19 protein-coding genes are annotated in these 25,749 nt (G+C 58.6%); 9 read left to right on the forward strand and 10 right to left on the reverse strand.

Annotation, left to right across the window (positions count from 1 at the left end; translation table 11 throughout):
• Positions 1-17: 17 nt before the first annotated feature.
• Both BXP70_RS08100 and BXP70_RS08105 read right to left on the reverse strand, forming a co-directional pair.
• Entirely contained in the window at positions 18-1,196 is a 1,179-nt protein-coding gene (locus BXP70_RS08100; RefSeq protein WP_086593525.1) for a TIGR03364 family FAD-dependent oxidoreductase, read from the reverse strand.
• Between the two features lie 215 nt (positions 1,197-1,411).
• The gene (locus BXP70_RS08105) at positions 1,412-1,987 is read right to left on the reverse strand and encodes a helix-turn-helix domain-containing protein (protein ID WP_086593526.1); all 576 of its coding nucleotides are present in this window, start codon (positions 1,985-1,987) and stop codon (positions 1,412-1,414) included.
• A 111-nt stretch (positions 1,988-2,098) separates the two neighbouring features.
• On the opposite strand from BXP70_RS08105, the gene BXP70_RS08110 reads away from it, so the two are divergent.
• Positions 2,099-2,833, forward strand: a complete 735-nt coding sequence (locus BXP70_RS08110; RefSeq protein WP_086593527.1) for an HAD family hydrolase — start codon at positions 2,099-2,101, stop codon at positions 2,831-2,833.
• Between the two features lie 105 nt (positions 2,834-2,938).
• Here the strand turns inward: BXP70_RS08110 and BXP70_RS08115 are convergent, their stop codons facing one another.
• From BXP70_RS08115 to BXP70_RS08145, 7 genes are all read right to left on the reverse strand, one after another.
• On the reverse strand, positions 2,939-4,177 hold the full coding sequence (locus tag BXP70_RS08115) for an alkaline phosphatase family protein (RefSeq protein WP_086593528.1): 1,239 nt from the start codon (positions 4,175-4,177) through the stop codon (positions 2,939-2,941).
• 192 nt (positions 4,178-4,369) lie between these two features.
• Positions 4,370-5,497: a sulfatase-like hydrolase/transferase gene (locus tag BXP70_RS08120; RefSeq protein WP_086593529.1), complete on the reverse strand. Its 1,128-nt coding sequence runs from the start codon at positions 5,495-5,497 to the stop codon at positions 4,370-4,372.
• Positions 5,498-5,548: 51 nt separating this feature from the next.
• The gene (locus tag BXP70_RS08125) at positions 5,549-7,126 is read right to left on the reverse strand and encodes a SusD/RagB family nutrient-binding outer membrane lipoprotein (RefSeq protein WP_086593530.1); all 1,578 of its coding nucleotides are present in this window, start codon (positions 7,124-7,126) and stop codon (positions 5,549-5,551) included.
• Between the two features lie 19 nt (positions 7,127-7,145).
• Complete coding sequence (locus BXP70_RS08130; protein WP_086593531.1) at positions 7,146-10,430, reverse strand: SusC/RagA family TonB-linked outer membrane protein; 3,285 nt, start codon at positions 10,428-10,430, stop codon at positions 7,146-7,148.
• A gap of 60 nt (positions 10,431-10,490) precedes the next feature.
• On the reverse strand, positions 10,491-11,075 hold the full coding sequence (locus tag BXP70_RS08135; protein ID WP_086593532.1) for a phosphonate degradation HD-domain oxygenase: 585 nt from the start codon (positions 11,073-11,075) through the stop codon (positions 10,491-10,493).
• 323 nt (positions 11,076-11,398) lie between these two features.
• A complete protein-coding gene (locus BXP70_RS08140; protein ID WP_179197623.1) occupies positions 11,399-12,703 on the reverse strand; it encodes an MFS transporter in 1,305 nt (434 codons plus the stop codon).
• 307 nt (positions 12,704-13,010) lie between these two features.
• Positions 13,011-14,330, reverse strand: coding sequence for an esterase-like activity of phytase family protein (locus tag BXP70_RS08145; RefSeq protein WP_086593534.1), 1,320 nt, complete (start codon positions 14,328-14,330; stop codon positions 13,011-13,013).
• 694 nt (positions 14,331-15,024) lie between these two features.
• On the opposite strand from BXP70_RS08145, the gene BXP70_RS08150 reads away from it, so the two are divergent.
• The 6 genes from BXP70_RS08150 to BXP70_RS08175 all read left to right on the forward strand — a co-directional run bounded on the left by BXP70_RS08150 (position 15,025) and on the right by BXP70_RS08175 (position 23,314).
• Complete coding sequence (locus BXP70_RS08150; protein WP_086593535.1) at positions 15,025-15,519, forward strand: hypothetical protein; 495 nt, start codon at positions 15,025-15,027, stop codon at positions 15,517-15,519.
• 450 nt (positions 15,520-15,969) lie between these two features.
• Entirely contained in the window at positions 15,970-17,121 is a 1,152-nt protein-coding gene (mnmA, locus tag BXP70_RS08155) for a tRNA 2-thiouridine(34) synthase MnmA (protein ID WP_086593536.1), read from the forward strand.
• Positions 17,122-17,192: 71 nt separating this feature from the next.
• Complete coding sequence (locus BXP70_RS08160) at positions 17,193-17,957, forward strand: hypothetical protein (RefSeq protein ID WP_086593537.1); 765 nt, start codon at positions 17,193-17,195, stop codon at positions 17,955-17,957.
• A gap of 160 nt (positions 17,958-18,117) precedes the next feature.
• Positions 18,118-19,827: a S8 family serine peptidase gene (locus tag BXP70_RS08165; protein WP_086593538.1), complete on the forward strand. Its 1,710-nt coding sequence runs from the start codon at positions 18,118-18,120 to the stop codon at positions 19,825-19,827.
• Positions 19,828-20,078: 251 nt separating this feature from the next.
• Positions 20,079-20,771: a ribulose-phosphate 3-epimerase gene (gene rpe / locus BXP70_RS08170; protein WP_086593539.1), complete on the forward strand. Its 693-nt coding sequence runs from the start codon at positions 20,079-20,081 to the stop codon at positions 20,769-20,771.
• Complete coding sequence (locus BXP70_RS08175) at positions 20,771-23,314, forward strand: TonB-dependent receptor (protein ID WP_086593540.1); 2,544 nt, start codon at positions 20,771-20,773, stop codon at positions 23,312-23,314. Before rpe ends, BXP70_RS08175 begins: the two co-directional genes overlap by 1 nt.
• Positions 23,315-23,414: 100 nt before the next feature.
• Here the strand turns inward: BXP70_RS08175 and BXP70_RS08180 are convergent, their stop codons facing one another.
• The gene (locus BXP70_RS08180) at positions 23,415-24,323 is read right to left on the reverse strand and encodes a DUF2911 domain-containing protein (protein WP_179197624.1); all 909 of its coding nucleotides are present in this window, start codon (positions 24,321-24,323) and stop codon (positions 23,415-23,417) included.
• A 183-nt stretch (positions 24,324-24,506) separates the two neighbouring features.
• On the opposite strand from BXP70_RS08180, the gene BXP70_RS30790 reads away from it, so the two are divergent.
• Both BXP70_RS30790 and hisG read left to right on the forward strand, forming a co-directional pair.
• On the forward strand, positions 24,507-24,629 hold the full coding sequence (locus BXP70_RS30790; protein ID WP_262490751.1) for a hypothetical protein: 123 nt from the start codon (positions 24,507-24,509) through the stop codon (positions 24,627-24,629).
• A 185-nt stretch (positions 24,630-24,814) separates the two neighbouring features.
• Positions 24,815-25,666 carry an ATP phosphoribosyltransferase gene (gene hisG, locus BXP70_RS08185; RefSeq protein WP_086593542.1) on the forward strand — a complete coding sequence of 284 codons (852 nt, stop codon included), beginning with the start codon at positions 24,815-24,817 and terminating at the stop codon, positions 25,664-25,666.
• The last annotated feature ends 83 nt before the right edge of the window (positions 25,667-25,749 follow it).

Genomic DNA, 25,749 nt, shown 5'->3' on the forward strand with positions numbered 1-25,749 from the left:
GGTTGATAAAGGTGCCGTTAGTTCACCAGCGGCTGCAAGCGACCTAGGCCGAGCTGGCCCACGTTGTGCTGGGCAAAACCGCAAGCCGTGGTCATCCCTTTGCCGCCGATGCCGGTGATGATCTGAATGCGCGGATCGGGGGAATGCAGGAAAATCTCCTGCGACTTGCTCTGGGTATAATAGCCATTCCAGGCGCGCTGCATGCGCCAATCCGGGAGGTCGAGGATGCGTTGGGCTTCGCTGAGCATCAACTGGATGAGCGCATCCCGGTTGTTGAAGTCCAGGGAGTCGGAGGCTGCTAGGTCGGCGTACTCGTGGGTGTCGCCGATGATGATGGAGCCATCAACGGCCTGCTTGAACAGCAGGTGAATGCCCCATTGGCGCAGCTCCGGGTCAACTTCTTCGGGGCGCAGGAGCGAAAAGGAGGGACAGCTTTTGAAGGCGTAGTAGCGTCGGATGGATAAGCCCGTCAGGATAGAGCCGGGTAGGTGAACTTGGGGCAAAGGATAGGTAGCCAGCATCTGTAACTTACACAGTTGCAAGTCGCTCGCGGCAAATACTTCCGGGAACAGAAACTTAAAGTCGCGGCCGCTGCATACCAGCACCTGCGCCGCCGCGTAGCGCCGACCTAGGGTGTCGACTACCTCACAGCTGGCGGAGCCAGCCGTCACCTCGCGCACCGGCGTGGCAGGCCGATAAGCTAGGTTCCAGCGTGCTACTAGGTACGCCAGCAGCCGGTGAATCATCTGATCGGGCTCGGCCGTGACTTCCTGCTCGAACAAGAGGCCGCCGGCGCAATAATCGGCGCGAACGGCGGGCAGCCGCTGCCGGCACTGCGCGGCCGTGAGCACTCGCGAGGCATAGCCAAGTGCCTTATAGCGGTCGTGCTTTTCTTCTAGTACCTGCATTTCCATCGGTGAGGAAGCCAGGTACAGGGAGCCGTTGGGCCGTATGGAAATGTCGTATTCCGCCTGAATGGCTTGGTACGTAGCAAGGCTCACACGGGCGTAGTCGAACCACTCATCCTCGGACATGCCCGACGGAATAATCTGCCCGAAGTTGCGCACCGTGGCTTCCATCGGTTGAGCGTCTTTTTCCAGCAATAGCACCCGCAGCCCGCGTTGCAGGGCGAAATAAGCGTGAAAGGTACCTAGGGCTCCTGCCCCCACGATAATCAGATCGTATGTGTTGTTCATGGCTGCCCAGCTAGCTATATCAGTCGCTAAACCTACAGAATGTTAACCAGTATGAAACACGGCTGCTGGTTACGAATACGTTATTTTTAAGAGCTAGCCATGCCACTGAACAAGCTAGGGCTCTAGCTGAACGGGGCTAAAATCTTATCCAAATCGGCTGAATAAAGAACGGTCATGCTTCGACCAGCGCAGCATGACGGCCTAGTTGAAGGGGCTTACTCGTTATGGCGCAGTAAGTAGACTTTGAACAGGCGGGCAGTCTGCTCGGTGTCGTTGCGGACCGAGTGCGCCTGAATGCCGTCGAAGTAGAGCGTGTCGCCAGGAGCTAGGGGCACTTCACCTTCCTTGAAACCATATTGCACGGTACCTTCCAGCACGTGAATGAGCTCCAAAGCATTCGTGGAGAGTGGCTTGCGGTACGTGTGGGGGCCAATCAGCACTTCGTTGACGCGCAAGCTGTAGGTGGCTAGGTCTTGCGACAACAGGTATTTGTACAGCAGGCCCTTAGAGTCTTCGCGCTTTTCCAGTTGGCCTTCTTCCGCGCGCACCAGCAAGTAAGGCGCCGCCGTTTCGCCGTTGATGTTCTTTACCAGCACCGATACATCGACTTCCAGGGCGTTGGCAATGGCAATGAGCACCGAAAGCGAAGGTACGGTCCGGAAGTTCTCAATCTTAGAGAGTAGCCCGGCCGAGAGGTCGCTGCGCTTGGCTAGCTCGCGCAAGCTCATCTTTTTTGCTTTGCGCAACTCCTGGATGCGCTGACCAATTAAACTTAGCTTATCGTGCTTCATGCGGGAAAAGAACAGACGGAAAAGATAACAGAAACATGACAGCCGAAATGCCCACGCGCAAGATAGGAGCTTATATTTGTTTCATATAAGTTAACTATTCTTTGAGGTGTTATGGCTCCTTTACAACTCATCGTGCTGGATATGGCCGGCACCACCGTCCGCGACTTGCACGAGGTAGAAGCTTGCTTCGCGCAAGCTGCCGCCGCCACTGGTTTGCGAGCGTCGCCCGAACGTATTTTGGCCGTGCAAGGGCAGGCCAAACGGGCCGTGTTTGAGCTATTATGGCAGGAGCAGCTAGGTGCCGCCGGCGCGAACCTGCTGCCGGTGCGGGTGGAGGACAGCTACCGGGAGTTTCGCGACATTCTGGAGGCGCACTATCGCACCCAGGAGGTGGTACCCACCGAGGGTTGCCTGGAGCTGTTTGCTTTCCTGAAAAGCCAGAACATCCGGATTGTCCTTACCACAGGCTTTTACCGCGCAGTCACCGATATTATCCTAGGTCGCTTGGGGTGGGATGTAGGACTAGATGGGCAGCGCAGAGGTAATACGCAATCCATCATTGACTTATCCATTACCAGCGACGAGGTAGCCGAAGGCCGGCCCGCCCCATTAATGATTCAGAGAGCCATGCAAGTCTTCGGTATCACCGATCTGCAGCACGTCTGGAATGTGGGCGACACACCTTCGGACTTGGAGTCGGGCCGCCGCGCGGGCTGCGCCCGCAGCTTAGGTCTCACCAACGGCACGCACACACGGGAGCAGCTAGCGCCGTATCCGAATGATGGCTTGTTCGATTCACTCGTCGAATTAACGCGTCACTTGCAGGCGCAGTTGGCCTTAGTGTAAAAACAACTGTTCTGTCAGGCATGCGGGGCTTATCGAAGCATGACGTTCAAGTAAACCAAGAAAGGCGGAGCGTTTTGACTGCCAAAGCGTTCCTCCCTCTGTATTTCACTTTGGCATCAGCCAACGGTTCACCATATTGTGCTCACCTTCCAGCACGACTTTGTAGAAAGCAGAAGGCTTGCCGCTGCGATTGATGGTGAACGACTGTTGGCCTGCTGGCACGGTACCGACCAACGTATAAGTATCGGTGCCGCCTTGCTTAAAGTTGTTGGTCGTGGCGAGCCACACCTTCACCTTTTCCGACTTGCTCGCAGCTAGGTCTTTCCAACTGACGCGTAGTTTGTCGCCATCCAGCTGCACTTGCGGGGCGGCCAAGGATATTGGGCCGGTGAGCGGCACCCCGTCTAGCTCGCGGTTGGTGGTAGCCGGTAAGGTCAGCTGCATGAAGCGGGCAATGGTCGGCAGAATATCGACGATGCTAGGTTGCAAATTCCGCGCGTAGGCATTCGTGTTTTTATCGCTGAGCACTAGCCACGTGGTGCGTTCCCGCTCCGATTGGCGGCCGTGGTTTTTGCCGGTTTGGGCGTCGCGGCCGTGGTCGGTGGTGAGGATCAGCAGCCACTCTTCTTTGTAGGTTTTCTGGCGGTAGTTGAGCGCCTCCCAGATCTGGCCTACCTGCTCATCGAGGTAGCCGACGGCCCGTTGCAGCTGCTCACTGTCGCCGTGGCGGTGGCCCATGTCGTCGGTGTGCTCTAGGTACACCCACGACAAATCCGGGCCGTTGGCTTTGAGGCACTTGGCGGCTTCGCTGACCACTTTATCGTCGATGGCGTGGGTGTAAAGGCTCTGCTTGTCGTGGGGGAAGGCGACGGTGTCGAGTTCGTAGCCGTCGAACTTGTAGTCTACTTGCAGATTATCGGTGGCGGGCAGGCCTTCGCCCAAGAGCTTGGTGCGGTTGTCGAGCCAAGTCGAAAAAATGGCCGTCTTCTTCTGCGGTTGCTGATCTTTTAGCAGACGGAAGATGGTCTTGTAGTGGTAGTTTGGGTCTTTAATAGCGTTGTCCCACACGTTGTGCTTGTAGCCCCAGGTACCGGTGAGCAGGTCGTTGTAGCCGGGCGCCGAGATGGTGGGCGTCTCGGTATAAGTGCCTAGGTCGCCGCCCACGTGCGCCCGCAGGTAGGTGCCGTCAGCGGCTATCTTCTTGATGTTGGGGGTGGCGGCTTTCTCGATTACGTCGGCCGGAATGCCGTCGGCGATGATAAACACCACCTTGCGGCTGGGTTGCTGCGCGCTCAGCAGGTGCGACCCTAGGGTGCTGAGCAGGAGCAAAAAGTACTTTTTCATGAATTGTTACTCACTATGTTGTACTAAAAGCTAGGCGCTAGTTCCCCTCCTTTTTTAAGGAGGGGCTAGGGGTGGTAAAGGTCGTTGAACGATACTAGTTCTAGCATTATAGCTCTAGTCTGACCACCCCTAACCCCTCCTTAAAAAAGGAGGGGAACTAGCTCTAGTTTTCTAGTTCTAAGCTTGGATTTACTAGTTTTTGCCCACCGCTTTGCTCTTCCCTACAATCGGGCTGATGCTGGCGCCGCCCGAGGAGGGCGGCGTGAATGGGGCCCCGAGCAACTGGGCCACGGTAGCGGCTACTTGGTTTTGGTAGAGCTGACCCGTGTGGGCTTCACCGGTGGGCGCAGTATCGGGGCCGATGGCCGCCATCCAGATCTGGTCGGCGCCGGGGATTTTGGCGCCGTGGTCGCGCCACTTGCCCTCCGCGGCGGCCCCGCGACCGTGGTCGGTGGTGATGAGCAGGGTCGTTTTGCCTTTGTACTGCGGGTCGGTTTGCAGGTACTCCCACAGCTGCTGGATGAGCCGATCGGTGTAGTGGGCCGAGTGTAGGTAGGCGCCGTACTCGCCCTCGTGGGCAAACTCGTCGGTGTCGCCGAAGCTCACGAACAGCACCCTAGGTTTCTTGCGCTTCACGTATTCCAGCGCGTACTGGCCCGTGAATGAGTCGAGGCGCTCGTCGCCGAATGGGCTCGGGGTGGCGGCCATCATCTGGTTGAGCAGTTGCTCTTGGGCCGAGATGCCAGGACCCGTAGCTTGGTCGGGGCCCGCGTTGACGGGCAGGCCGCTGCGCTGCTCGTTGAGGATGGCCGGAAACACCTGCCACGAGCCAAACGCCGCCACTTTCCCCTTGAAAGCGGGCTGCTTGTTCAACACTTCCAGCACCGTTTCGTTGGGGTTCGGGATGGGGTCGTTGCTGTGGATGCGGGCGTTGTCGGCGGCGCCGGTCAAGATTTCGTTGTAGCCAGGGTAGGAAAACCACTGGTTGTTGGTCACGTTCACCAAGCTACCGAGGTTCCGGTTGCCGTACACTTGGCCCTGCTTCGCCACGATGCTCCACAGAAACGGCATGAGAGCCTGGCGGCGTTGCTCAGCGGAAGATTGCCCAAAGATCTTTTGCAGCGACGCTCGATCGGAATAATAGTGCTTGCTCTGCTTGAATAGCGTAGTGTCGGCGCCGCCAAATACTTCCTGCCAGCGCATGCCGTCCAGGGTAATGAGTACCACGTTCTCGGTGCGCGGCTTGCTGGCCTGGGCGGCTGCTTGCTGTAGGCACGCCGCGCCCAGCAGGGGTAGCAGCAAGGTTTTTAGTAGACGCATACATAGAAGATAATCAGGTTGGAAAGGTGGAGTAAAACGACCAGTCAACGGCTATTTCAGCTGATACATCACCCCGTTAATATCGTCATTTCCGCCGAACTGCCGCTGTAGAGCGTTCTGATAATTAGCGGTATTAGCCGTTCGTTCCGAGGTCGGATACTGGAAGCGCAGCGCAATGCGGCCACTATTACCGGTGCCCGGCCCGGTGGTGAAGGTGGGCACGCCGGTGCGACGGTAGTTGTAGTACGCCTCCAGGCCCGAGTGGCGGAACAAGGCTAGGTATTTCTGCTGCACAATTTGGGTTAGGCCGGTGGTGCCGCCCGCGTATTTCACGGTGGGCTGGGCGTAGTAGTCGCTGAAGCTGAACGGCACAGTGTAGGTGTCGTAGTTCGCGGCGCTGGTCACGTCGGTGGAGCCGGGGCGGTAAAAAGAGGCCGTTACGTTGCCGTTGGCCGGAATGCCGTAGTACTGCATCGACGCCTGAATGCCCGCCGTGTAGTAGCTCTCGGCGTTGCCGGTCACCCAGCCGCGGTTGATGGCCTCGGCGATGTTGAAGCACAGCTCGGGGTAGCCAATCTGAATGCTCGGCTCACCGGTGAGGGTGGAGAAATAGCGCTTACGGTTCAAAAAGGAGTATTTCTGCTGGCCGGCGTTGTTGTACATCTCCCCTAGGTCGAGGCCCGCATCAGCCCCCACGAAGGAGGCGTAATCGGTGGCGCTTTGCTTCAGATTATCCACGTAGTAGCGGGCGGGCTCGCAGGTCAGGTACACCCGCGGGTCCTTGAGGCGCGTGAGCAGACCCACGTAAGTGGCCGACATGTTCTTGCGTGAGCCGTCCTGCCCGAAGTTGCGGTTGTTGTTGGGGTAGAGGTTTGTAGGCGCCACGTACACGTACTGCATGTTGTCGGCGTTGCCCTGCAGCAGCGGGTACTTCGTGGGGTTGTTCACGATGGATGCGAACTGTGAGGCAAGGGCTAGGTCTGAATCGCCCGTCTTCTTGCTCAAGGAAAGTAGCAGGCGCAGGCGCAAGGTGTTCACCACCTTTTGCCACTTCTTGAGGTCACCGTTAAAGTAAATGTCACCCGTCACGGTGGTGGTGCCGCCGGCAATAAGGCTAGCTAGGTCCGTGTTGGCGCTTTCCAGCCACGCGAAAGACTGGGTGAAAATATCTTTCTGGGCGTCGTAGGCGGGGGTGAGGGTTGCCAGTCCTTGCAGCGCCTGCGACTGCGGGATGTCGCCCATTTCCAGGCTCATGCGGGTGAACAGATAGGCCCGGAAGAAGTTGCCCAGCGCCTCATAGGGGTTCACGGCCTCGAGGCCCGCGGTGCGCGCCTGGCTTTCCATCAGGCCCACGTTCTTGAGCGTGGTGTAGTAGATGGTGCCGCCGCCGAAGTCGTAGCGGTTGTTGCCGTAGTAGTCGTAGTTGTTCAGGTAATACTGGTCCCAGGCTTCGTACTGGCCGTTGGGCGCTTCAAAAGCATCGTTGAGAATGCCGTTAAGCAGCAGCGAAGCGGGCACGCTGTTGGGCTTGTTCTCGTTGACGGTCAGCTCTTCGTAATCCTTGTTGCAGCCGGTAGTGGCCAAGGCGAGCAGAACCGGCAGGAAACACGTTTTGACGATAGTTTTCATCCTAAAAGGCGGTTTTGCGTTAGAAGGTAGCGTTCAGGTTCAGGCCGTAGCTGCGCACCGTGGGCGACTGCAAGCCCGTGGCCGAGGTACCTAGGTTGTACTGGTCGAGGTCCACGTCTTTGAAGCGCTTGTCGCCATAGAAATAGAGCAGATTGCGCCCGATGGCCGACACCGAAATGCGCTGCACAAACGTGTTTTCGAGCCACTTGCGCGGCAGGTCGTAGGTGATGGTCACCTCGCGGAGCTTGCCGAAGGTTTTGCTCATCAGGTTGGCTTCGTCGGCGTTGTAGTACTGGCTCACGTAGGGCTGCACGAACGTGACTTGTTTGTTGGGCGCAAATTGCAGCTCGTCAGGGTTCAGGATGCGACCCGTTTGCGAATCGTAGTTGATCTTAGCGCCGTTCGAAATCACCACCCCTTCGCCCACGTAGGTGCCGTTGTAGCCCGTTTTGCCGTAGTTCACCCAATCTTGGTAGCGAGCATCACCGAGGGCACCTTGCACCGTTTCGATGTTGCGGCCACCGCGCATGGTTTTGTTGTGCATGTAGTCGGTAGTCACGCCACCCACGGCCCCGTCGAATTGGAAACCTAGGCTCAAGGACTTGTAGTACAGCTTGTTGTAGATGCTCCAGTTAAAGTCGGCGTTCAGGTTGCCTAGGTTCTGCCGCACAGGGTTGATGAGCGGCTTGCCGGCCGCGTCGTTGATGATTTGCCCATCGGGGGAGCGCACAAAGGCGGTGCTGTAGAGCTTGTCGGTCCGGTCGCCCTCGGCGAAAAAGGTTTGGTACACGCTCTGTCCCGCGGGCAGCTCCTTGTACACTTCCTTGTAGGTGGCCCAGTTCACGAGCACGTCCCAGCCAAAGCCGTTCGCGTTCTGAATAGGCGAACCGCTCAGGCTCAGCTCGTAGCCGGTCTTCTTGGTTTTCAGCGCGTTGATATACTCAATGGTGTAACCGGTAGCCGATGAAATGGCGTTAGCTAGCACCCGGGGGCCGTCCACGTACTGGAAGGCGGTGGCACTCAGACCTAGGCGGTTCTGCAGGAATTTGATGTCAAACCCTTGCTCGTAGTTCACGCGAGTTGTCGTCTTCAGGTTCTGCTGAAACAGGTTGTTGGTGCCGTAGCCCGCCGTTTGGTTGTTGTAGGGCTTGCTCGTGGAGTAGAAAGATTGCAGCGAATAATCCGGCCCGTTGTAGGGCGACGCATACGTGGTGCCGTAGCCGAGCGGATTGGTAAAGAGGGAGTTGCCCGTGCTGCCGCCCAGCGCCGTGATGGAGTTAAACGGTGCCGGCCCGATGGTAGCCGACGTAGCATCGGCGCGCACGTTGGCGTAAGAAGCGCGCAGCTTCAGGAAGGAAATGGCCGTCGGCAGCCCCACGTAGTCGGATACCACCGTGGCCAGCGACACGCTGGGGTAGTAATACGTGGTGGGTTGCTGGAACGCCGAGGACTTATCCACGCGGCCCGTGGTGGAAATGGTGGCGTACCTACCTAGGGTAGCGTCCAGAGAGTAGTAGGCGCTCAGCACCCGCATCTGGGAGGCGAAGCTCGTGGACTGCACCGGGTTTTGGGAGTTGCTGAAGGCGTACACTTCGGGCACGTTCAGGTAGTCGGTCGAGGTCCAGTTGGAGTTGTAGGTGAAGTTGCGAACGTTGCCGCCCACCAGACCCGAGAGGTTCAGGAATTTCGAAGCACCTAGGTCGTAGTTGAAGTTCAGGAAGCCTTCGGCGTTGTTGTCGAACAAGTTGCGACGGTCTTCGCGGTAGTCGCCCTGGTTGCCTTCGCGGCCGTAAGGGTGGGCTGAATACGGCATCTTCTCCGTGCGCAGCAAGTTGTAGGTGCTGATCTGGGTGCGCAGCGTGGCGCTGAGGTGGTCGTCGATCTTGTAATTGCCGGTCAGGTAGCCGTAGATATCGTTTTTGTAGTGGCCGCGGGTCCATTTCTCCACCATCAGCCAGGGGTTGTGGTAGCGCTGGTACTCAGCAAACACCGACTGCGTACCGACTTTGCCCGGCTGCCAAATGCCGCGAATATCCGGGGCATTCACGTCCCAGTCGGCGCCCGTCCAGATGCCGGTGCTGTAAATCAGGCTATTGGGGCCGTAGTCGACGTCGGGGAAGTTGTCGGTGAACTGGCGGTTGAAGTTCAGATTAGCTTCCACCTTAAACCGCGGGCTCGGGTTGAACCCGCCGTACAGGTTGAAGTTGACGATGTTCAGGTCGTTGTTCGGAATGTAGCTCTGCTGGTGCTGCTGCGACACCGAAAAGCGCGTGGTGTAGTTGTCGCCGTTGGCGCTGAGCGCGATGTTGTTGTTCGTCTGAAAACCGTTGCGCATTAAGTTTTTCAGGTTGTCTTTGCCGCGCGCGACGTAGGGCGTGCCCTGGCGCACCCCGTTCACGATGGGCGAATCGTACTGCGGAATCAGCTGGCCCGCGAAGAAGGGGCCCCACACGTCGTAGTCACCGTCCACGCCGCCGGGCGCGCCGCCCTTGCCGTCCACGAATTGATATTGGGTGTTTTCGCCCGCGCCGTACTGGTCCTGCAAGCGGGGGAAGGTCAGGAAGCCAGTCTGCAGCACGTTGCTGCTGTTCAGCTCCACCGTGAAGCCCTTCTTGTTTTTGCTGCCTTTCTTGGTCGTAATCAGGATGGCGCCGTTCTGGGCGCGGTTGCCGTAGAGGGCCGCCGCGGCGGGGCCTTTCAGCACGGTGTAGGTTTCGATGTCGTCGGGGCTGATGTTCCAGGTGTCGGTATCAATCGGGAAGCCATCCACCACGTACAAGGACACCGAGTTGCCCCGAATAGCCACGCTCGGTGCCCGCAGCAGCTCTGCCGACGGCCCTACCGAAAGACCCGCAACCTTGCCCGTGAGACCGGTAATAGGGTTGGGGTCGCGGGCTCGCACGAGGTCTTCGCCGTTCACTTCCTGCACCGCGTACCCGATGCGGCGGGTTTCCTTTTTCACGCCGAGGGCCGTCACCACCACTTCGTCGAGCTGCTTGTTGTCGTTGCGCAGGGTGATGGTGAAGGTTTTTTGGTCGCCTACGGGTACTTCCTGCGGTACCGAGCCCACGAAGTGGAACACCAGCACCTCAGAGGGGCTAGCCCCGAGCACAAACCGCCCGTCGCTGTCGGTCGTGGTGCCCTTGGTGGTGCCTTTTACGATAACGCTCACGCCGGGCAACGCTTGTTGCTGCTCGTCTTTTACGACGCCGCTGATGGTTGTTTGGGCGAGGAGCAGCTGGGGCACCAACCCGAGCATCAGCACCAGGAAGAGCACGTGGAACTGCCTGTAAAGTAGTTTCATATAGGAGGTAGAGAAGTGGAAGATCGGGTAGGGGTTAGCTCAGTGGCTCGGAGCCTGGGCTTAGGCTAGCTGAGTAGTTAAATGCCTGAGGGCCATGTCCTTGAAATGAGCTAGGTCGCCGGTAGGTAAGCCTTCTTCTTTCGCCAAGTCGTCCCAACGGCGCAGTTGGATAATGATGTCGGCGTCAGGGTTTTGCTCGAACGCAGCTGCTTCGCTGGGTGTCATCACACCGCCCTGGAAGGCTAGGGTGGCTAGGCTAGCCGGGGAAAGCTGACGCAGGTAGTGGGGGTATTTAAAGGTTAAGTAGCGCTTGGCTACCACGTGGCTCTCGACCAGCTGCGCCATGCGCTCGGAGAAGCCACAGGCCCGCAGGTAGTCGGCGCCGAGCTTTTCGTGATTCACGGCCCCAAAGCCTGCCATGGAGTCGGCTTCCTCTTGCGCGGCGCACAGGTGGCCTAGGTCGTGGAAAAAAGCGGCCAGCACCACTTCGTCGTCGTAGCCTTCAGCCTCGGCCAGGGCGGCCGCCTGCCACATGTGTTCGAGCTGCGACACCGGCTCGCCGATGTAATCTTCGCTGCCGTGCTCCTGATAGAGCGCAAAAAGGTGCTCCACCGTATCGCGCGGATTGTCAGTACCGGAGGTCATCTGAGGGCTTGAGGGTAAGGTAAGTGAGGGGGCTAGGCCCTCGCGGGTGGTGCGAGGCCAAGCAACGACCAGCGCGGCGAGCTAGGCGAGCTGCTACTGGCCAGACTGTTGCATAGAAGGCAAAAAAGCGGCGTGCGAGGAAGGGCGGCTTCGCGAAGGGTGGGAAGGAAGCTCTAAGAAGCTCAGAACAGGATAAGGAGCTCTGTTGTACTATAATGCTTTGACAAAGGACTTATTTGCCACGTAAAAACAGATCGCCGATTCGTTATAAAATCGTTACCTAATTGTGACCTGCTATTTCATATAAGTAAACAACTGGCTAGCTATTCTAGGGCTAACGTAGGCGTTGGCTGCTGCTCCTGGGTGCGGTAGAAAACCAAGGCAGCCACCGCCGTACCGCCCGCCAGCAGGGCTAGGGCCAGAAAGGCGCTGCCCCAGCCTTGGTACTCCGCCAGTCGGCCCGTGAGCCACAAAGCGAGGGTGCCGCCCACGTAGCCCACTGCATCGACGAGGCCTGAGGCGGTAGCGGCGCCTTGCCGCCCACCAGCATCCAAGGACATGGCGCCGGCCAGGAAGGAGTAGGGGCCGAGCAAGAGCAAGCCGGTGAGGGAGGTAAGCAGCAGTGGCCAAGTGCTGTTGTCCACGGGTTGGGTCATCAGGAGCAGCACCGGGAGCAGAAGTACGCACGCCACCAGGATGAGCAGCCCGCGCTGGCCGCGCAGCCACGCATCAGAGACGTAGCCGGCCCCCAGAATGGAAACCATGCCGAACACGGAGTACAGCGCGCTACACCGCGAGGCGGTGCTTTCGGTAAGGTGCGCGGCCTCCACCAGGTAAGTGGGCAGCCAAAAACTGAACGCTTCCCGCACGGCCGTTAGCCCGAACGACATGGCGAGCATCAGCAGGAAGGCCGGGCTGCGAAAGTAGGGCCGTAGCAAGGCACGGAGAGAAGCAGGCTGTTCGGTCGTCGGATCGGCGCTGCCAAAGAGGTTTTCGGGACTAACCGGTGGGGCTGCTACTCCTACGCTTTCCGGGCTACGTTTTAGGGTAAACCAGTTGACTAAGGCTACCAGCGCCAGAAGGCCCGCCCCCGCCATGAACAAGCTGCGCCACCCGAGCCCCGCCGCCAACAGTTGCCCCAGCAGCAGCTTCGCTACAATATCTCCGAATAAGTAGCTCAGGCTCAGCAGCCCCATAATCTTGCCGTAGGACTGGTAGGAAAACCAGTTGGCTGTGGTCTTGACTAGCCCGGCCCACCCCATGGATTGCACCAGCCGGTTGAGGGCCCAAGCTCCAAAAAACACAGCTACGCCCTGCCCTAGGCCAAAGGCTACCGTAGCGGCCACCGCCCCCACCATGCCTAGCAAAAAGACCTTTTTTCCGCCCAAAAAGTCGCCTAATACGCCGTTGACGACTTTGCCTGCCGCGTAGAACAGAACGCCCACCGAGGCAATTTGTCCCAGCACTTCCTTGTTCAGGCCGCGCCCGCCAAACTCACGAATGAGCAAGGGGGCGGCAATAGCTAGGTTGGAGCGGCACAAGTAATACGCGCTGTAGCCCACAAACAAGCTCAAGGCTGTTTGCAGTTGCCAGCGTTGTAAGGTGTTGTGCGTGGAAGGGGCAGGCACAAGAAAAGAATAACAGGTGAAAACCAACTTGCCGTCGTGGCGTGGGGCGAAAGGCGACAATGCGCGACAGTAGCTCGGGCAGCATCGACGCTGCGTACGGGGCTTCGGGAGGCCGGGAATAGTGTGGTGTTTTCCGAAGACAAAGGTGTGTTTTTCGGCGTACAGCGGTGTTGCCCCTAGGTTACCTATTGATTATGAAACTGCTGCGTCAGCTGCGGGAAGGCCAACAAGCGTTTTGTAAAAGAAAGCGCGACCAGAGTGAGTCGTTAAACTCACGCCGGTCGCGCTTCGCTTCGTTGGTTTTTAGTTACTTCAGCGGCGTTTTCAGCTTCACAAAGTAGATGCGGTTTTTGTCGACTTGCCCGGTAGCCGGCAGCGTTTTCGGGGCAAAACCGTTCTGGCCGTTGTCGATCACACCAAAGTCGTCGTCGTTGGATATAGCGAGCTGATTGTCGGGCAACAAGGCGAGGCCTTCGGCTTTATCGTGAGGGTACACGGGCGAAATATCGGTTAGCAGGTCGAACACCAGGGTTTTGGTGACTGGTACCACGCCAGCGTTCTGCAAGCCGGTTTTGTCTTTCAACTGCTCCACGGTCAGGCCATTATAGAGCTTGCCCGTGGCGGCGTTGCTTGGGTCGGAAAGGTCAGTGGCGCCGGCTAGGTCGAACTTATACACGCGCTTGAACGTGGCCGGCGCCGTGGGGCTGCCGCCGTAATTGCCATCGCGCTCCAAAGCTAGGAACGTGGTGTTGGTAATGGCCGCAATTTCGCTGCACCCGGTTAGGCTGGCATTTTCCATTAGGTAGGCGTACTGCTTGGTAGCCCCCGTGGCAATGTCAAACGTCACGACCCGCAGCACCGTCGAGCCAGAAACCGCGGCCGAAGAGGGGTTATACAAAGGAGACTGCATCAGGCCCACCAGGGTTTTGCCGTCGGGGGTGATGGTGAGGCCTTCCATACCGCGGTTGGGGCGCCGGCGGGCTAGCACGCGGGGCAGCGTGCGGCCGCCCGTGCCAGTCCCAAAAGGATTGATGCGCTCTAGGGTGCGGCCGGTGGCGTCGAAGTGGGTGAGGTGGGGACCATACTCGTCGCTCACCCAAAAGGTGCCGTCGGCGGCTAGCACCAAGCCTTCGGAGTCGAGGCCCTCGGGGTCGGGAGCCAGCGGCTGCCCATTCAGATCAAAGGCGTTTTCGCCGGTGCTGCCCTGCCCACTCGGGTTCGGCAAGCCGGTAAGCGCCTGACCAGCCGCATTTTTCAGCAGAATGGTTTGCTCCAGGACCAGGCTTTTGCCCACCACCCGAAACTTGCCAATCTGCGGAGTGAAATCAGCTTTGCCCAGGATGATGGAGTTGGCCGCCGTGCCAGCCGTGTTGGGGCCGCGGTCGGTGAGCAAGTAAAAGACTTTGGGGTCACGCGGGTCGGCAACGAGGGACGAGCCAAAGCCACCCCCGTAAATCGTCGTGCCGTTGGGAGCCGTGGAAAGTACTCTGGGGTTACTGGCCTCGGCAAACGCAGGGTACGAAAACAGGCTTGGCAACTCACCGTCGTCTTGGCAAGAGACGAGAAACAAAGTGCTAGCAATCAACGCGTTAGCAGCCCACAGAATAGGTAGATGTTTGGCCTTCATACAGTAGAGAGAACGTGAAAGAAAAGTGCGGCAAAGTACAAGTGGTATGTTGCTTGAATGTGACCAACTTCCCGTCCAAGATGAAGCCTGTGTAAACTCTACACGGTTGAGCTAGCTTAGCAGCCCGAATTTCCACGCGAATACCCGTGACAGTCTACGACCAACGGACTAGGCGCACGACGCTGTACCCCATCTTTCAGCGGCTCTAGCACCAGTTGGCCCGATGCTTAATCATAACTCTTGGGTCATATTCAGGTAACACCTAAGCTGCAATTTTGCAGTGCAAAAGACAGTGTGAGTACTAAGGCTATTGTGTCACATTATTAGCAACTAGCTAGGCCCCGGCGCTGTAACGCCGGGGCCTTTGTGTTTTCGGGACAAAGCGTGCTAAGCGTCGCTGTATTACGCATCGACCTGACACGTAAGGAGCTACCAGTTTGCGTAGGTTGCCGGCGGCGGACTTGCCAGGGTGAAAACTTAACATTGAAAAGTGCTGTCTTCGTCGAGCTTGCTGCCGAGAAGTCTTAACTTTGCGGTAACCTGATTCACCTGGTGGAGCCGGCAGCCACTCTATTTTGCGACGATCTGCTTGTCGCGTATTGTGCCTAGCCAGCTTGGTAGCCTGAATTGTTCTGTGCTACTCCCTAAGCCGAGGTTGAACAGCTTACCTCTTTTCTAATCTCGTCAAACTTCTATGAAAGCGAAAGTTCACCAGCAAGCCGTTGCTGCCGACCTCACCGAGCGGTTGCAGCCCTACCTCGCGGAGCACACGCCTACTAAATCCCTGACCGGTACGCTCGACAAGCTAGCCAAGCAGTTGACCCGCGAACAGCGTCAGCAGGCTAAGCAAGCGGCCAAAGCCGCCGCGAAAGCCGAGCACCAGGCCCTCACCGCAGAGCTTCTGACGTTGCTCGCGCCGCAGCTGGAGCCCGTGCTGGACGCAGAAGCTACTCCACCCAAAGCCCTGACGAAAACCGTGCGTCGCTTGGCGAAAGAGCTAATTAAGCAGCGCAAGCAGCAACTTAAAGCTACCCTGGCCGCCGACGCCGCGCCCGTAGAACTTGCGGCAAGCGTTGCACTTACGCATGCTCGCCCGCGAGCTAACCGGCCGGCTGCTTTCGTTAAGCGCAAGCCCGCCGGTAGCCCTGCTCTACCGGCCACGGCTTCTAGCACGGATACCATTAGCTAAAGAATACTAGCTACTACCATCGACCCGAAAAGCCCTTGCTCCACAGCAAGGGCTTTTTGCTGCGTGGGTGCATCAGCCGGCGAAACGGCTGGTTTCAGCTTCGGGGCGCCTACGCACGGCTTGTTAGGCACGCTGCCTAGCTTTTTTGAACAGCTACCTAGGTCTTGTTCGCTGCTTGCGTTTCGTGTCGCCTTGGCGCGAGTCGTGCTTGCCTGGCCAAGCAGTATTTAAGTGAAGTCATTTGCTGGTGTTGCGTTAACTTTGCTGTGTAAACAGGGCACCAACGCAGTCGGCGTTGCGTTGTCATCTTCCTACTAAAAGCGTTTTGAACAAAGCACGAAAGAGCAATTGCTTTCTGCTGGATTTCTTCGGTTTGCGCGTTAAAACAATTTTGGTGGGTCTTCTACTGCGGCCGGAAACTTTGGACTTCCGGGCGTTTTTCCAACTTCTATGAATACGACCAAAGGACGGGTGCTTGTCGCGATGAGCGGCGGTATCGACAGCTCGGTGGCAGCGGTACTGCTGCACGAGCAAGGCTACGAAGTAGTCGGCATGACCATGAAAACCTGGGACTACGCTTCGGCGGGTGGTTCCAAGAAAGAGACGGGCTGCTGCTCGCTCGATTCCATTAACGACGCGCGGGCCATTGCCGTGGAGCTAGGCTTCCCGCACTACATCATCGACATCCGCGACGAGTTCGGCGACTTTGTCATCAACAACTTCACCGACGAGTACCTGGCTGGGCGCACGCCGAACCCGTGCGTGCTCTGCAACACCCACATCAAATGGGACGCCCTGTTGCGCCGCGCTGATCAACTCGGCTGCGAGTTTATTGCCACGGGCCACTACGCCAACGTGCGCCTAGAAGACGGCCGCTACGTAATTAGCAAAGGCCTCGACGAAAACAAAGATCAGAGCTATGCCTTGTGGGGCATCTCGCAGGCTAGCTTGGCGCGCACCTTGTTTCCGCTAGGCGGCATGCGCAAAACGGAAATTTACGACGAAGCGCGGCGGCGGGGCTTCACGGCGCTCGTGAACAAGCCCGAGAGTTACGAAATCTGCTTTATCCCCGATAACGACTACCGCGGCTTCCTGCGCCGCCGCGTGGAAGGGCTGGAAGCCCGCGTGGCCGGGGGCGAGTTCATCCTGCGCGACGGCACCGTGGTGGGCAAGCACGAAGGCTACCCATTCTACACCATCGGGCAGCGCAAGGGGCTAGGTATTGCCCTAGGCTTCCCGGTCTACGTAACGGAGATTCGGCCCGAAACAAACCAAGTGGTGCTCGGCAACTACGACGAGCTAGCAAGCTCCCAAACCGTGGTGGGCAAGCTAAACCTAGGCAAATACGCTTCGCTGGAAGGTCGCGGCTTAGTGCCCAGCGTCACCAAGATTCGCTACAACCACGACGGAGCACCCGCGTTTCTGGAGCAGATCGGCGACAAAGTTCACGTGTACTTCGAGCAGCCCGTGCACGCCATCACACCCGGGCAGGCCGCCGTCTTCTACGAGGGCAACGACGTGCTCGGCGGCGGCTGGATAGAACGGCACGTTATTGGCGAGGTTCCCGTTGCCACGACGGGCGCTACTGCGCTGACGGTCTGATTTATATAGATTACTCAATGGCCTAGGGGGTAGCTCCTGGGCCGTTGAGCCTTCTAGTTAGAATTTCTTCTATGCCCCAACGGTTTACTTTTTCTTCTGTATTGCGTGGCGGCTTCGTGGGCGCGAGCCTGCTAGCCCTGGCCATGACGGCGTGCAAAACCGAAACGGAGCCGGGCCTGGAAGCCGGCACCGAATATTACCCCGTGGAGGTGGGGACGTACCGCACTTACAACGTTATTGATAGCACCTGGAACAACAATGTGATTGGGGTGACGCGGTTTCAGTTTCGGGAGCGAGTTGCGGAAAGCTTCACCGATGCGGCCGGGCAGCTAGCCTACCGCGTGGTGCGCTCCAAGCGCAACGCCACCACCGATGCCTGGCAGGATGATAGCGTGATGCTGGTAAACCCTTCGGTGCAAACGGTGCTGCTGACCCGCAACAATCGCCGGACGGTGGAGCTAGTGTTTCCAGTGCAGGAAGGAACCTCTTGGAACCGAGATGCTTACAACACGCTGGATACGGTGACGTTTCAAAACCGTAGCTACAAGCGGGCGGGCCAACCGTTCGACATAACCACCAGCGGCAAGACGCTGCACTACGAGCAAACCGTCACGACGGAAGACAGCGGGGTAAATTCCTACGGGCAAATTATCGACGACGGCATCCGGCAGGTTGCGAAGTACCGGCAGGTATACGCCCGCGATATGGGCCTGGTGTACCGAGTGCGGCGGCGCTACCAGTATTGCCCGGCCTCCGGCAACTGTTCTCCCAATAAGGCCTACATCTACCTAGGTCGGGTGCGCTCAGAAACGCTGGTGGAGTCCGGGCGTTTGTAAGCAGCAGAAAGAAGTATTATAGGAAAGGAAAGTGGCTGGCGATGACCAGCCACTTTTTTTGTGCTGATGGCGGAAAACATGGCGGCGGATTTAAAAGTCTACGTAGTAGAGGTAATCTCGAATTGGGAGCTATATTTAACCGCCAACCAATCACCATCTTATGCAAATTTCTACGCTTCTCGTATCCTCCGGACTCTGGCTGGGGGCTTTGGCGCCTGCTGTGGGTGCTGCCGCGCCGCCTGTTGCGCGGGTAGAACCCACCGCCGTGCACAAGTATTTGATTTACTTTAAGGACAAGGCCAACTCGCCCTACAGCACGGCGCAGCCGCAGGCGTACTTGTCGGCGCGGGCCATTGCGCGGCGCACCAAGCAAGGCATCGCCGTGCTGCCCCGCGACCTGCCCGTGAACCCCAGCTACGCTGCCCAAGTGAAGGCCGTGGCCGGCGTGCAGCTCTGGTACACCTCGCGGTGGTTCAACGCCGCCGTGGTATCCTGCGACGAAAGCGTGCTAGCCACCCTGAATGCGCTGCCCTTCGTGCGCAGCAGCCAGGTGCTGAACCTCACCGATACCGAATCGGGTATTATAAAAGAAGAGCTAGAAGAAAGCGTAGCCGCTACAACGGCGTCGGTCGCCGCCGTTCCCGCTGATTATGGCAATGCCTACGTGCAGGCCAATATGATCGGGGCCGTGCGTGCGCACGACGCGGGCTTCCGGGGAGAAGGCATACAGATTGCTGTGTTCGACGGAGGATTTCCGGGGGTGAACACGGCTTCACCCTTCGCGGCGCTCCGCAACGAAAACCGTATTGCCAGTGTGTTCAACTTTGTGGAGAAGAACACCGCGGTGTACACGCGCAGTAGCCACGGTACCAATACGTTGTCAACCATGGGCGCCAACCAGACCGGGTTGTTTATCGGGACGGCGCCCAACGCGACGTACCGGCTGCTCATCACGGAGGACACGGATACGGAAAGCCCCGTGGAAGAAGCTAACTGGCTGATTGCCGCCGAGTACGCCGATTCGGCCGGGGTCGACGTCATCAGCTCGTCTTTGGGCTACACTACCTTCGACAACACGGCTCTGAGTCATACCTACGCTGATATGAACGGCCGCACCACCATCGTGTCGCGGGCCGCAACTGTTGCCGCCCGCGTCGGCATGCTGGTGTGTAATTCGGCCGGTAACGATGGCGCCGGTGCCTGGCGCTACATCGGAGCCCCCGCCGATGCCGACTCTATTATTAGCGTGGGCTCGGTAACATCGGCCATGGTGCGCTCTTCTTTCAGCTCCTTCGGCCCCACGGCCGATGGCCGCATCAAGCCGGATTTGGCGGCGCTCGGTACATCGGCGGCGGTTATTTCGGCCACCGGTACTTCCGTGCGCAACAGCGGCACTTCTTTCTCGTGCCCCATCTTGGCGGGCATGGCCGCCGACTTTTGGCAGGCCAACCCGCGGCTCACGGCTCAGCAAGTAATCTTTTATCTGAAGCGCTCCGGCACGCAGGTAAATGCTCCCGATAACAGCCTAGGTTTTGGCATTCCCGATTTTGTCCGGGCCTATAATTTGGCGAACCCCAATACGCCGCTGGCCACAAAAGGCCGCGCTTCGGCTCAGCCTCAGCTAGCTGTGTACCCCAACCCGAGCGCCGGCGAGGCCTTAACGCTGGTATTACCAACAGAACTGCAACGCAAGACCTTGTTCGTGCGCATCTATGATGGGCGCGGGGCGCTGGTGGCCGAGCAGCAAGTACGGGCTTCCGCCGCGGCCAGCGTGACGCTGCAAACCGGGACGCTTACCCAAGGCGTGTACAACTGTACGGTGCAGGCAACCAACGCTGCGCCGCGCGCCGCCCGCTTCCTGAAACTGTAGGCGCCGCTGGAGTGCCTCGCACCTGGGTGACTACTAAAAGCAGAAGCTTCGCAAGAGGCTTCTGCTTTTTTATGGCTAAAGCTCACAATGCTAGGGGACACGCAGCGTTAGCGACATGGCCATTGAAGAACTTAGGCGCCCCTGCAAAACTTGCAATAGGGTAGCTACGCGCCAAGGCCCGTGAATTTGTTGCAAACCGGCAACGAGCAACTGCTTATTTTCGTGCTATGAATGATACTACTACTCGCCGTATGGCGCCGTTGCTCGCTCCTTCGCTGCTCGCTGCCGATTACGGCAACCTGCAAGCGGAAGTAGAGCGCCTAGCGGACAGCGCCGCCGACTGGCTGCATTATGACGTGATGGATGGCCGCTTCGTGCCGAATATCTCCTTTGGCCCAGGCGTGCTGCAAGCCGTGCACCGGCACGCCCGGCAACCCTTTGATGTACACCTCATGATTGAGGAGCCGCAAAACTACCTAGCTGCCTTCCGCGACGCCGGCGCGGCAAGTATCACTGTGCACTACGAGGCCTGTCCGCACCTGCACCGGGTGGTGCAGCAAATCAAGCACCTAGGTTGCCGGGCCGGCGTCGCGCTCAACCCGCATACGCCCGTGGGGCTGCTAGAAGATATTGCCGCCGATCTAGATCTAGTGCTCATTATGTCGGTAAACCCCGGCTTTGGTGGGCAAACGTTTATTCCCAATACGCTGCGTAAAGTGGCGGCCCTGAAGGAACTGCTCGACGATTGCGGCTCGTCGGCCCTAATTGAGGTCGACGGCGGCGTGACGCTCGATAACGCGGCCGCCTTGGTGGAAGCCGGTGCGGATGTGCTCGTGGCCGGGAGCTTTGTCTTCAACTCGCCCGAAGGACCAGTGGCTACCTTAGCCAATATGCGGGCCCACTTGTCGGCTAGCATCGGCGCAGCGGAACAAGGAAAAGGCTAATGCAGCACCTATATCGTAGTGGCGTGAAAAAGCCGTTGTCGGTGCTCGGCCTGCTGTTCTTGCTGGCCCCTCTGCCAGCCGCGGTAGCCCAACAGGTAGCCAGGGCGCTCGTGGCCGGGGCCGTGCGCGATGCGGGCGGCCAGCCGCTGGAGCTGGTAGTGGTAGGCGTGGAGGGCCAACCCGGCGGCGCCACCACCGACGCAGGTGGCCGTTTTTCTTTCACCGTGGCCCGGCCCCCCGCGGGGGCTAAGCCGCTGGTGCTTATTGCACGGCGCGTAGGTTTTCAAAGCCAGCGGCTGCCGTTGAACGTGGCGGCGGCTCAAAACCTAGTGATTACCCTAGCCACTGATAATCGCCTCAACAACGTAGTCGTGCGGGGTCGCTCCGACGAGGCCGACACCCGCGAGCAAGTCAGCGTCACGCACCTGGATCCGCGCGCGGCCAAGGAAATCCCCTCGGCCTTTGGCGACTTCAACAAGATCCTGACCACGCTGCCCGGCGTGGTGGCCAACAACGAACTGACGAGTACTTACTCGGTGCGGGGTGGCAACTACGAAGAGAACCTGGTGTACGTGAACGGGTTCGAGATCTACCGGCCCTTCCTCGTGACGGCGGCCCAGCAGGAAGGGTTGAGCTTCGTGAACCCGGACCTCGTCAGCAAGATTGAATTTTCGACGGGTGGCTGGCAGCCTAAGTATGGCGATAAGCTGTCCTCGGTGCTGAGCATTGATTATAAGCGCCCGGTTAAGTTCGAAGCTTCCGCGACGGCGAGCCTCGTGGGCGGTACGGCGCACGTGGGCGCGGCCTCGGCCAACAAGCGCGTGAGTTACCTGGCCGGTATTCGCTACAAGAATGCCCAGTACGTGCTCAACTCGCTGAAGCAGGCGCGCGGCGGCTACAACCCGACGTTCTACGACGGGCAAGCGAATATCAACCTAGCCCTCGGCCCGCGGGATAACCTGGAGCGCACCACCCTCGGGCTGCTCACCACCTTCGCCCACAACGACTACCGCTTCACACCCGAAACGGGGCAGGCAACGTTCAGCACGGCCACCAACCAGCTAACGCGGGTGTTTATCGGCTACACCGGCCGGGAGCGGATGCAGTACGACACCTACCAGGGGGGGCTGAATCTGCGCCACAACTTTACCCCAAACCTGCAAGGGGAACTGCTGGCCAGCGCCCTAATTTCGCGCGAGTTTGAGTACCGCGATGTGGAAGCGGCCTACACCTTCGCCGACATCAACCGGGACCCAAATTCCGAGGATTACAACCAAGCCGTGCGCCAACGCGACGTAGGGTCACGCTTCGACCACTCGCGCAACAACCTCACGGCGCGCATTGCCACGCTGGAAGCGCGGGGGCGCTGGACGCCTGGTCGCCAGCATACCGTGCGCTGGGGCGTGAAAGGTGGCCGCGAAAAGATTCACGACACGCTTGACGAATACAGCTTCATCGACTCGGCCGACTACGTGCCCGACCGTCGGCGCTCGTTGCTGCGCTCCGATTTGAATCTGGCGAGCTACCGCTACCAAGGCTACGCGCAGCATACCATCGACCTCGACTCGCTGCACACGCTGACCTACGGCGTGCGGGCCAACTACTGGACCGTGAACCGGCAACTGACCGTGAGTCCGCGGGTGCAGTATGCCTTCACGCCGCGTCGTCGGCCCAATGTGTCTTATAAGTTTGCCACGGGCGTATACAACCAGCCGCCGTTCTACCGCGAACTGCGCAATCAGATTGGTAGCCGCGACGCGCAAGGAGTATTTGTGCAGCAAGCGCAACTCAACCCCGAGCTACGGGCGCAACGCTCCCTGCATTTTATTGTGGGTAATGAAATCCGCTTTAAAAACAAAGCTGGCCGCGACTTCAAGTTTACGGGTGAAGCCTACTACAAGTACCTCACCGACGTGGTGCCCTACGACGTGGACAACGTGCGGCTGCGCTACTTTGCCCAGAACAACGCCAAGGCGTACGCCGCCGGGCTCGAAGGCCGCTTGGCGGGGGAGTTCGTGAAGGGCGCCGAGTCGTGGTTTAGCCTCGGGGTGCAGTCTACCCGTGAAAACCTGGTGGGAGATTCTATCACTAGGTTTGATGCCCAGAATAACCCCATCGGGAAGGAGCCCAAGGGCTACATTCGCCGCCCCACCGACCAACGCGTGAACCTAGGGGTGTTTTTCCAAGATCACCTGCCCAACAACCCGTCGGTGCGCGGCTACGTGAACCTGGTGTTTGGGTCGGGCCTGCCGTTCTCGCCCCCCGACGTACCCGAGCAGCGCGGCACGAGCAAACTTAGCCGCTCCTACAAGCGCGTGGACCTAGGTTTCTCCAAGGTTATTGCCCTCAGCAACAGCCCCGAAGCTAGCCGCCGGGCCGGGCAGTTCGAAAGCTTGTGGTTGGGTTTGGAAATCCTCAACGTGCTAGCCGCCAACAACGTGGGTGGCTACAGCTACGTGCAGGACATCAACGCCGTCACGTATTCCGTGCCCAACTACTTGTCGCAGCGGGTCGTGAATCTGCGGGTAATAGCTAGGTTTTAAAGCAAAGCGCTGAAAGAGGAGAGCCGGGAACGTTGACTTTTGTTTGGACTATAATCCGTACAAAGTCAATGTTCCCGGCTCTCCTCTTTCAGCGCTTCTTTTAGTACGCTTTGCCTTGCCACTCCGTCAGGCGGACGCGCATATCAGCGAGTTGGTTTTTGAAGGTGATGTCGCTTTTATCACCCATTTTGAGGGCTTTACGACCGTATTCGATGGCGGTGGTGTAATCTTTCTGCGAAGCTAAGAGTCGGGCCTTGATCCAGTTGTTGCTGTACACATCGTGCAGGCGGATCGATTCGTTAATGTAGCGCAGGGCTAGCTCGGCCTGAATGTTATTTTGCACTAGGTACTCGGCCGCTTGGGCTAAGAGCTGCCAGTTATTTGGGTTCTGGGTGAGCGTTTGGGTGATGCCCGTCAGTACTTTGCCGTGCACATCACTCTCAATGAGCAGGCTCACCGTGCGTTTCTCCCAGGTTAGGTTGAGCTTGCCGCCGGCGGGCACCACGTCCGAAAACCAGTACAGGAGGGTTTCGTGGAAGGGCGCCTGCTCCGAGGCAATGGGTAAGCGCACCAGGTCGTCCTTGGGGTCGTAGCCCTCGTTGCCCCAGTGCGTGGTGATGCGGTTCAGGATCAGCTCCCAATCGCGCTCGGCGTGGGGCAGTACGTAGAACGAATATTTTCCGGGCGGTACTACTTGCCCGTTTACCGTGAGCGTGTCGGAGAAGGTCAGTAGGGTGTTTTCGTTGGCGCCCGCCCGCCACACTTCCTCCCACGGAACCAGCTGGCCCCACACGGGCCGGCCTTTCACGCCGGGCGCATGGTAGTCGACGGTGACGGTAGCTAGGCCAATATTTTGCTGCAAGACAACATGGGGACTCGCCTGGGGTAAGGGAAGCTGCACGCCCTGGGGCTGCTGGGTGGGCAGGGGCGCCGGAGTCTGCGCGAGGGCCGGCACGCCAACTAACGTGAAGCCCAGACAACAACCAGCAAGCAGACGAGAAAACAACATGGGCAAACGCAAGTAGGTGAGGATGAGCCGCCGCGCAATGCCGCTAACTCGTAAGAACCAAGGACGCCAGAAATCAGCCCGATGGGCTAGAAAACGACAAATATCCGCTTTCCGCGTAATTTTTTGAAGGAAAAATTTTCTAGCCTCGGCTGAGCGCTTACTTTTGCTGCGCAATTCAGTCCTATGTCTCTCGCCGCGCCTCTTTTTCGCACTCCTGGTTTTTGGGCCGCCCCCGCCGTGGGCACGGCTGCCAGCGACCTGCGCGCGCCGCACCATCATGAGCACGGACATCATTCCTCTTTCTAGAGGAAGCACACAATCATATTGCCCCCGCGGGGAAGTTACCTAGCTTCCCTGGTCGCCCGAAAAGGCGGCCCCGGCCGTTTTGCCCTTACGGCCACACGCTCCCCCATTATCCTTCTTGTATTCCGAGTGTTGAGCGGTTCTGAAGCCAAGTCAACATTCAACCCTCAACCTTCAACTCTTACCCCATGATCCGTCTGGCCATCCAGAAGTCGGGCCGCCTAAGCGAAGATTCCCTGAATCTGATTCGTGAGTGCGGTATTTCGTTCGTTAGCAGCACCTACAAGCTCAAGACCGAAGCCACTAATTTTCCGCTTGAAATCCTGTTCCTGCGCGACGACGACATTCCCGGCTACGTGCAGGACGGCGTGGCCGACCTTGGTATTGTGGGCCAGAACGTGTTGGTGGAAGCCGGCTTCCCCAAGTTGGAGGTCGAAGCCCTTGGGTTCAGCAAGTGCCGGTTGTCACTGGCCGTACCGCGCGGGGCGGAATACAGCTCCGTAGCGAGTTTGCAGGGTAAGAACATCGCGACTTCCTATCCCGAAATCCTAGGTCGCTACCTAACCGGCGAGGGGGTGCAGGCACAGTTGCACACCATCAGCGGCTCGGTGGAAATTGCCCCCAGCATTGGCCTAGCCGACGCTATCTGCGACATCGTGTCGTCGGGCTCCACGCTGCTGGGCAACGGGCTGCGCGAGGTGGAAACCGTATTTCGCTCCGAAGCCGTGCTCATCGCCAACCAGAATCTGAACACTGAAAAGCAGCACCTGCTGGAGCAACTGCGTTTCCGCATGCAAGCCGTGCGCCGCGCCCGCCGCAACAAGTACATTATATTGAATGCGCCCGTTGCGGCCCTCGACCAGGTGAAAGCTTTATTGCCCGGCATCAAGTCGCCCACCGTTACCAAGCTCGCCGAAGAAGGCTGGGTGTCGGTGCAGTCCGTGGTGAACGAAGACGACTTCTGGCATGTCACCGACCAGCTCAAAGCCGTGGGCGCCGAAGGCATCCTAGTACTCCCCATCGAGAAAATGATCAGCTAAGAGATGACGGAGTAGCTGAGTGCTTGCGTGAGTTGTTATCGTTGACCGACCTCATTCACGCCCTTACTTAGTTGCTCCGTCCT

It is taken from the genome of Hymenobacter crusticola, from assembly GCF_002154225.1.
Lineage (GTDB): Bacteria > Bacteroidota > Bacteroidia > Cytophagales > Hymenobacteraceae > Hymenobacter > Hymenobacter crusticola.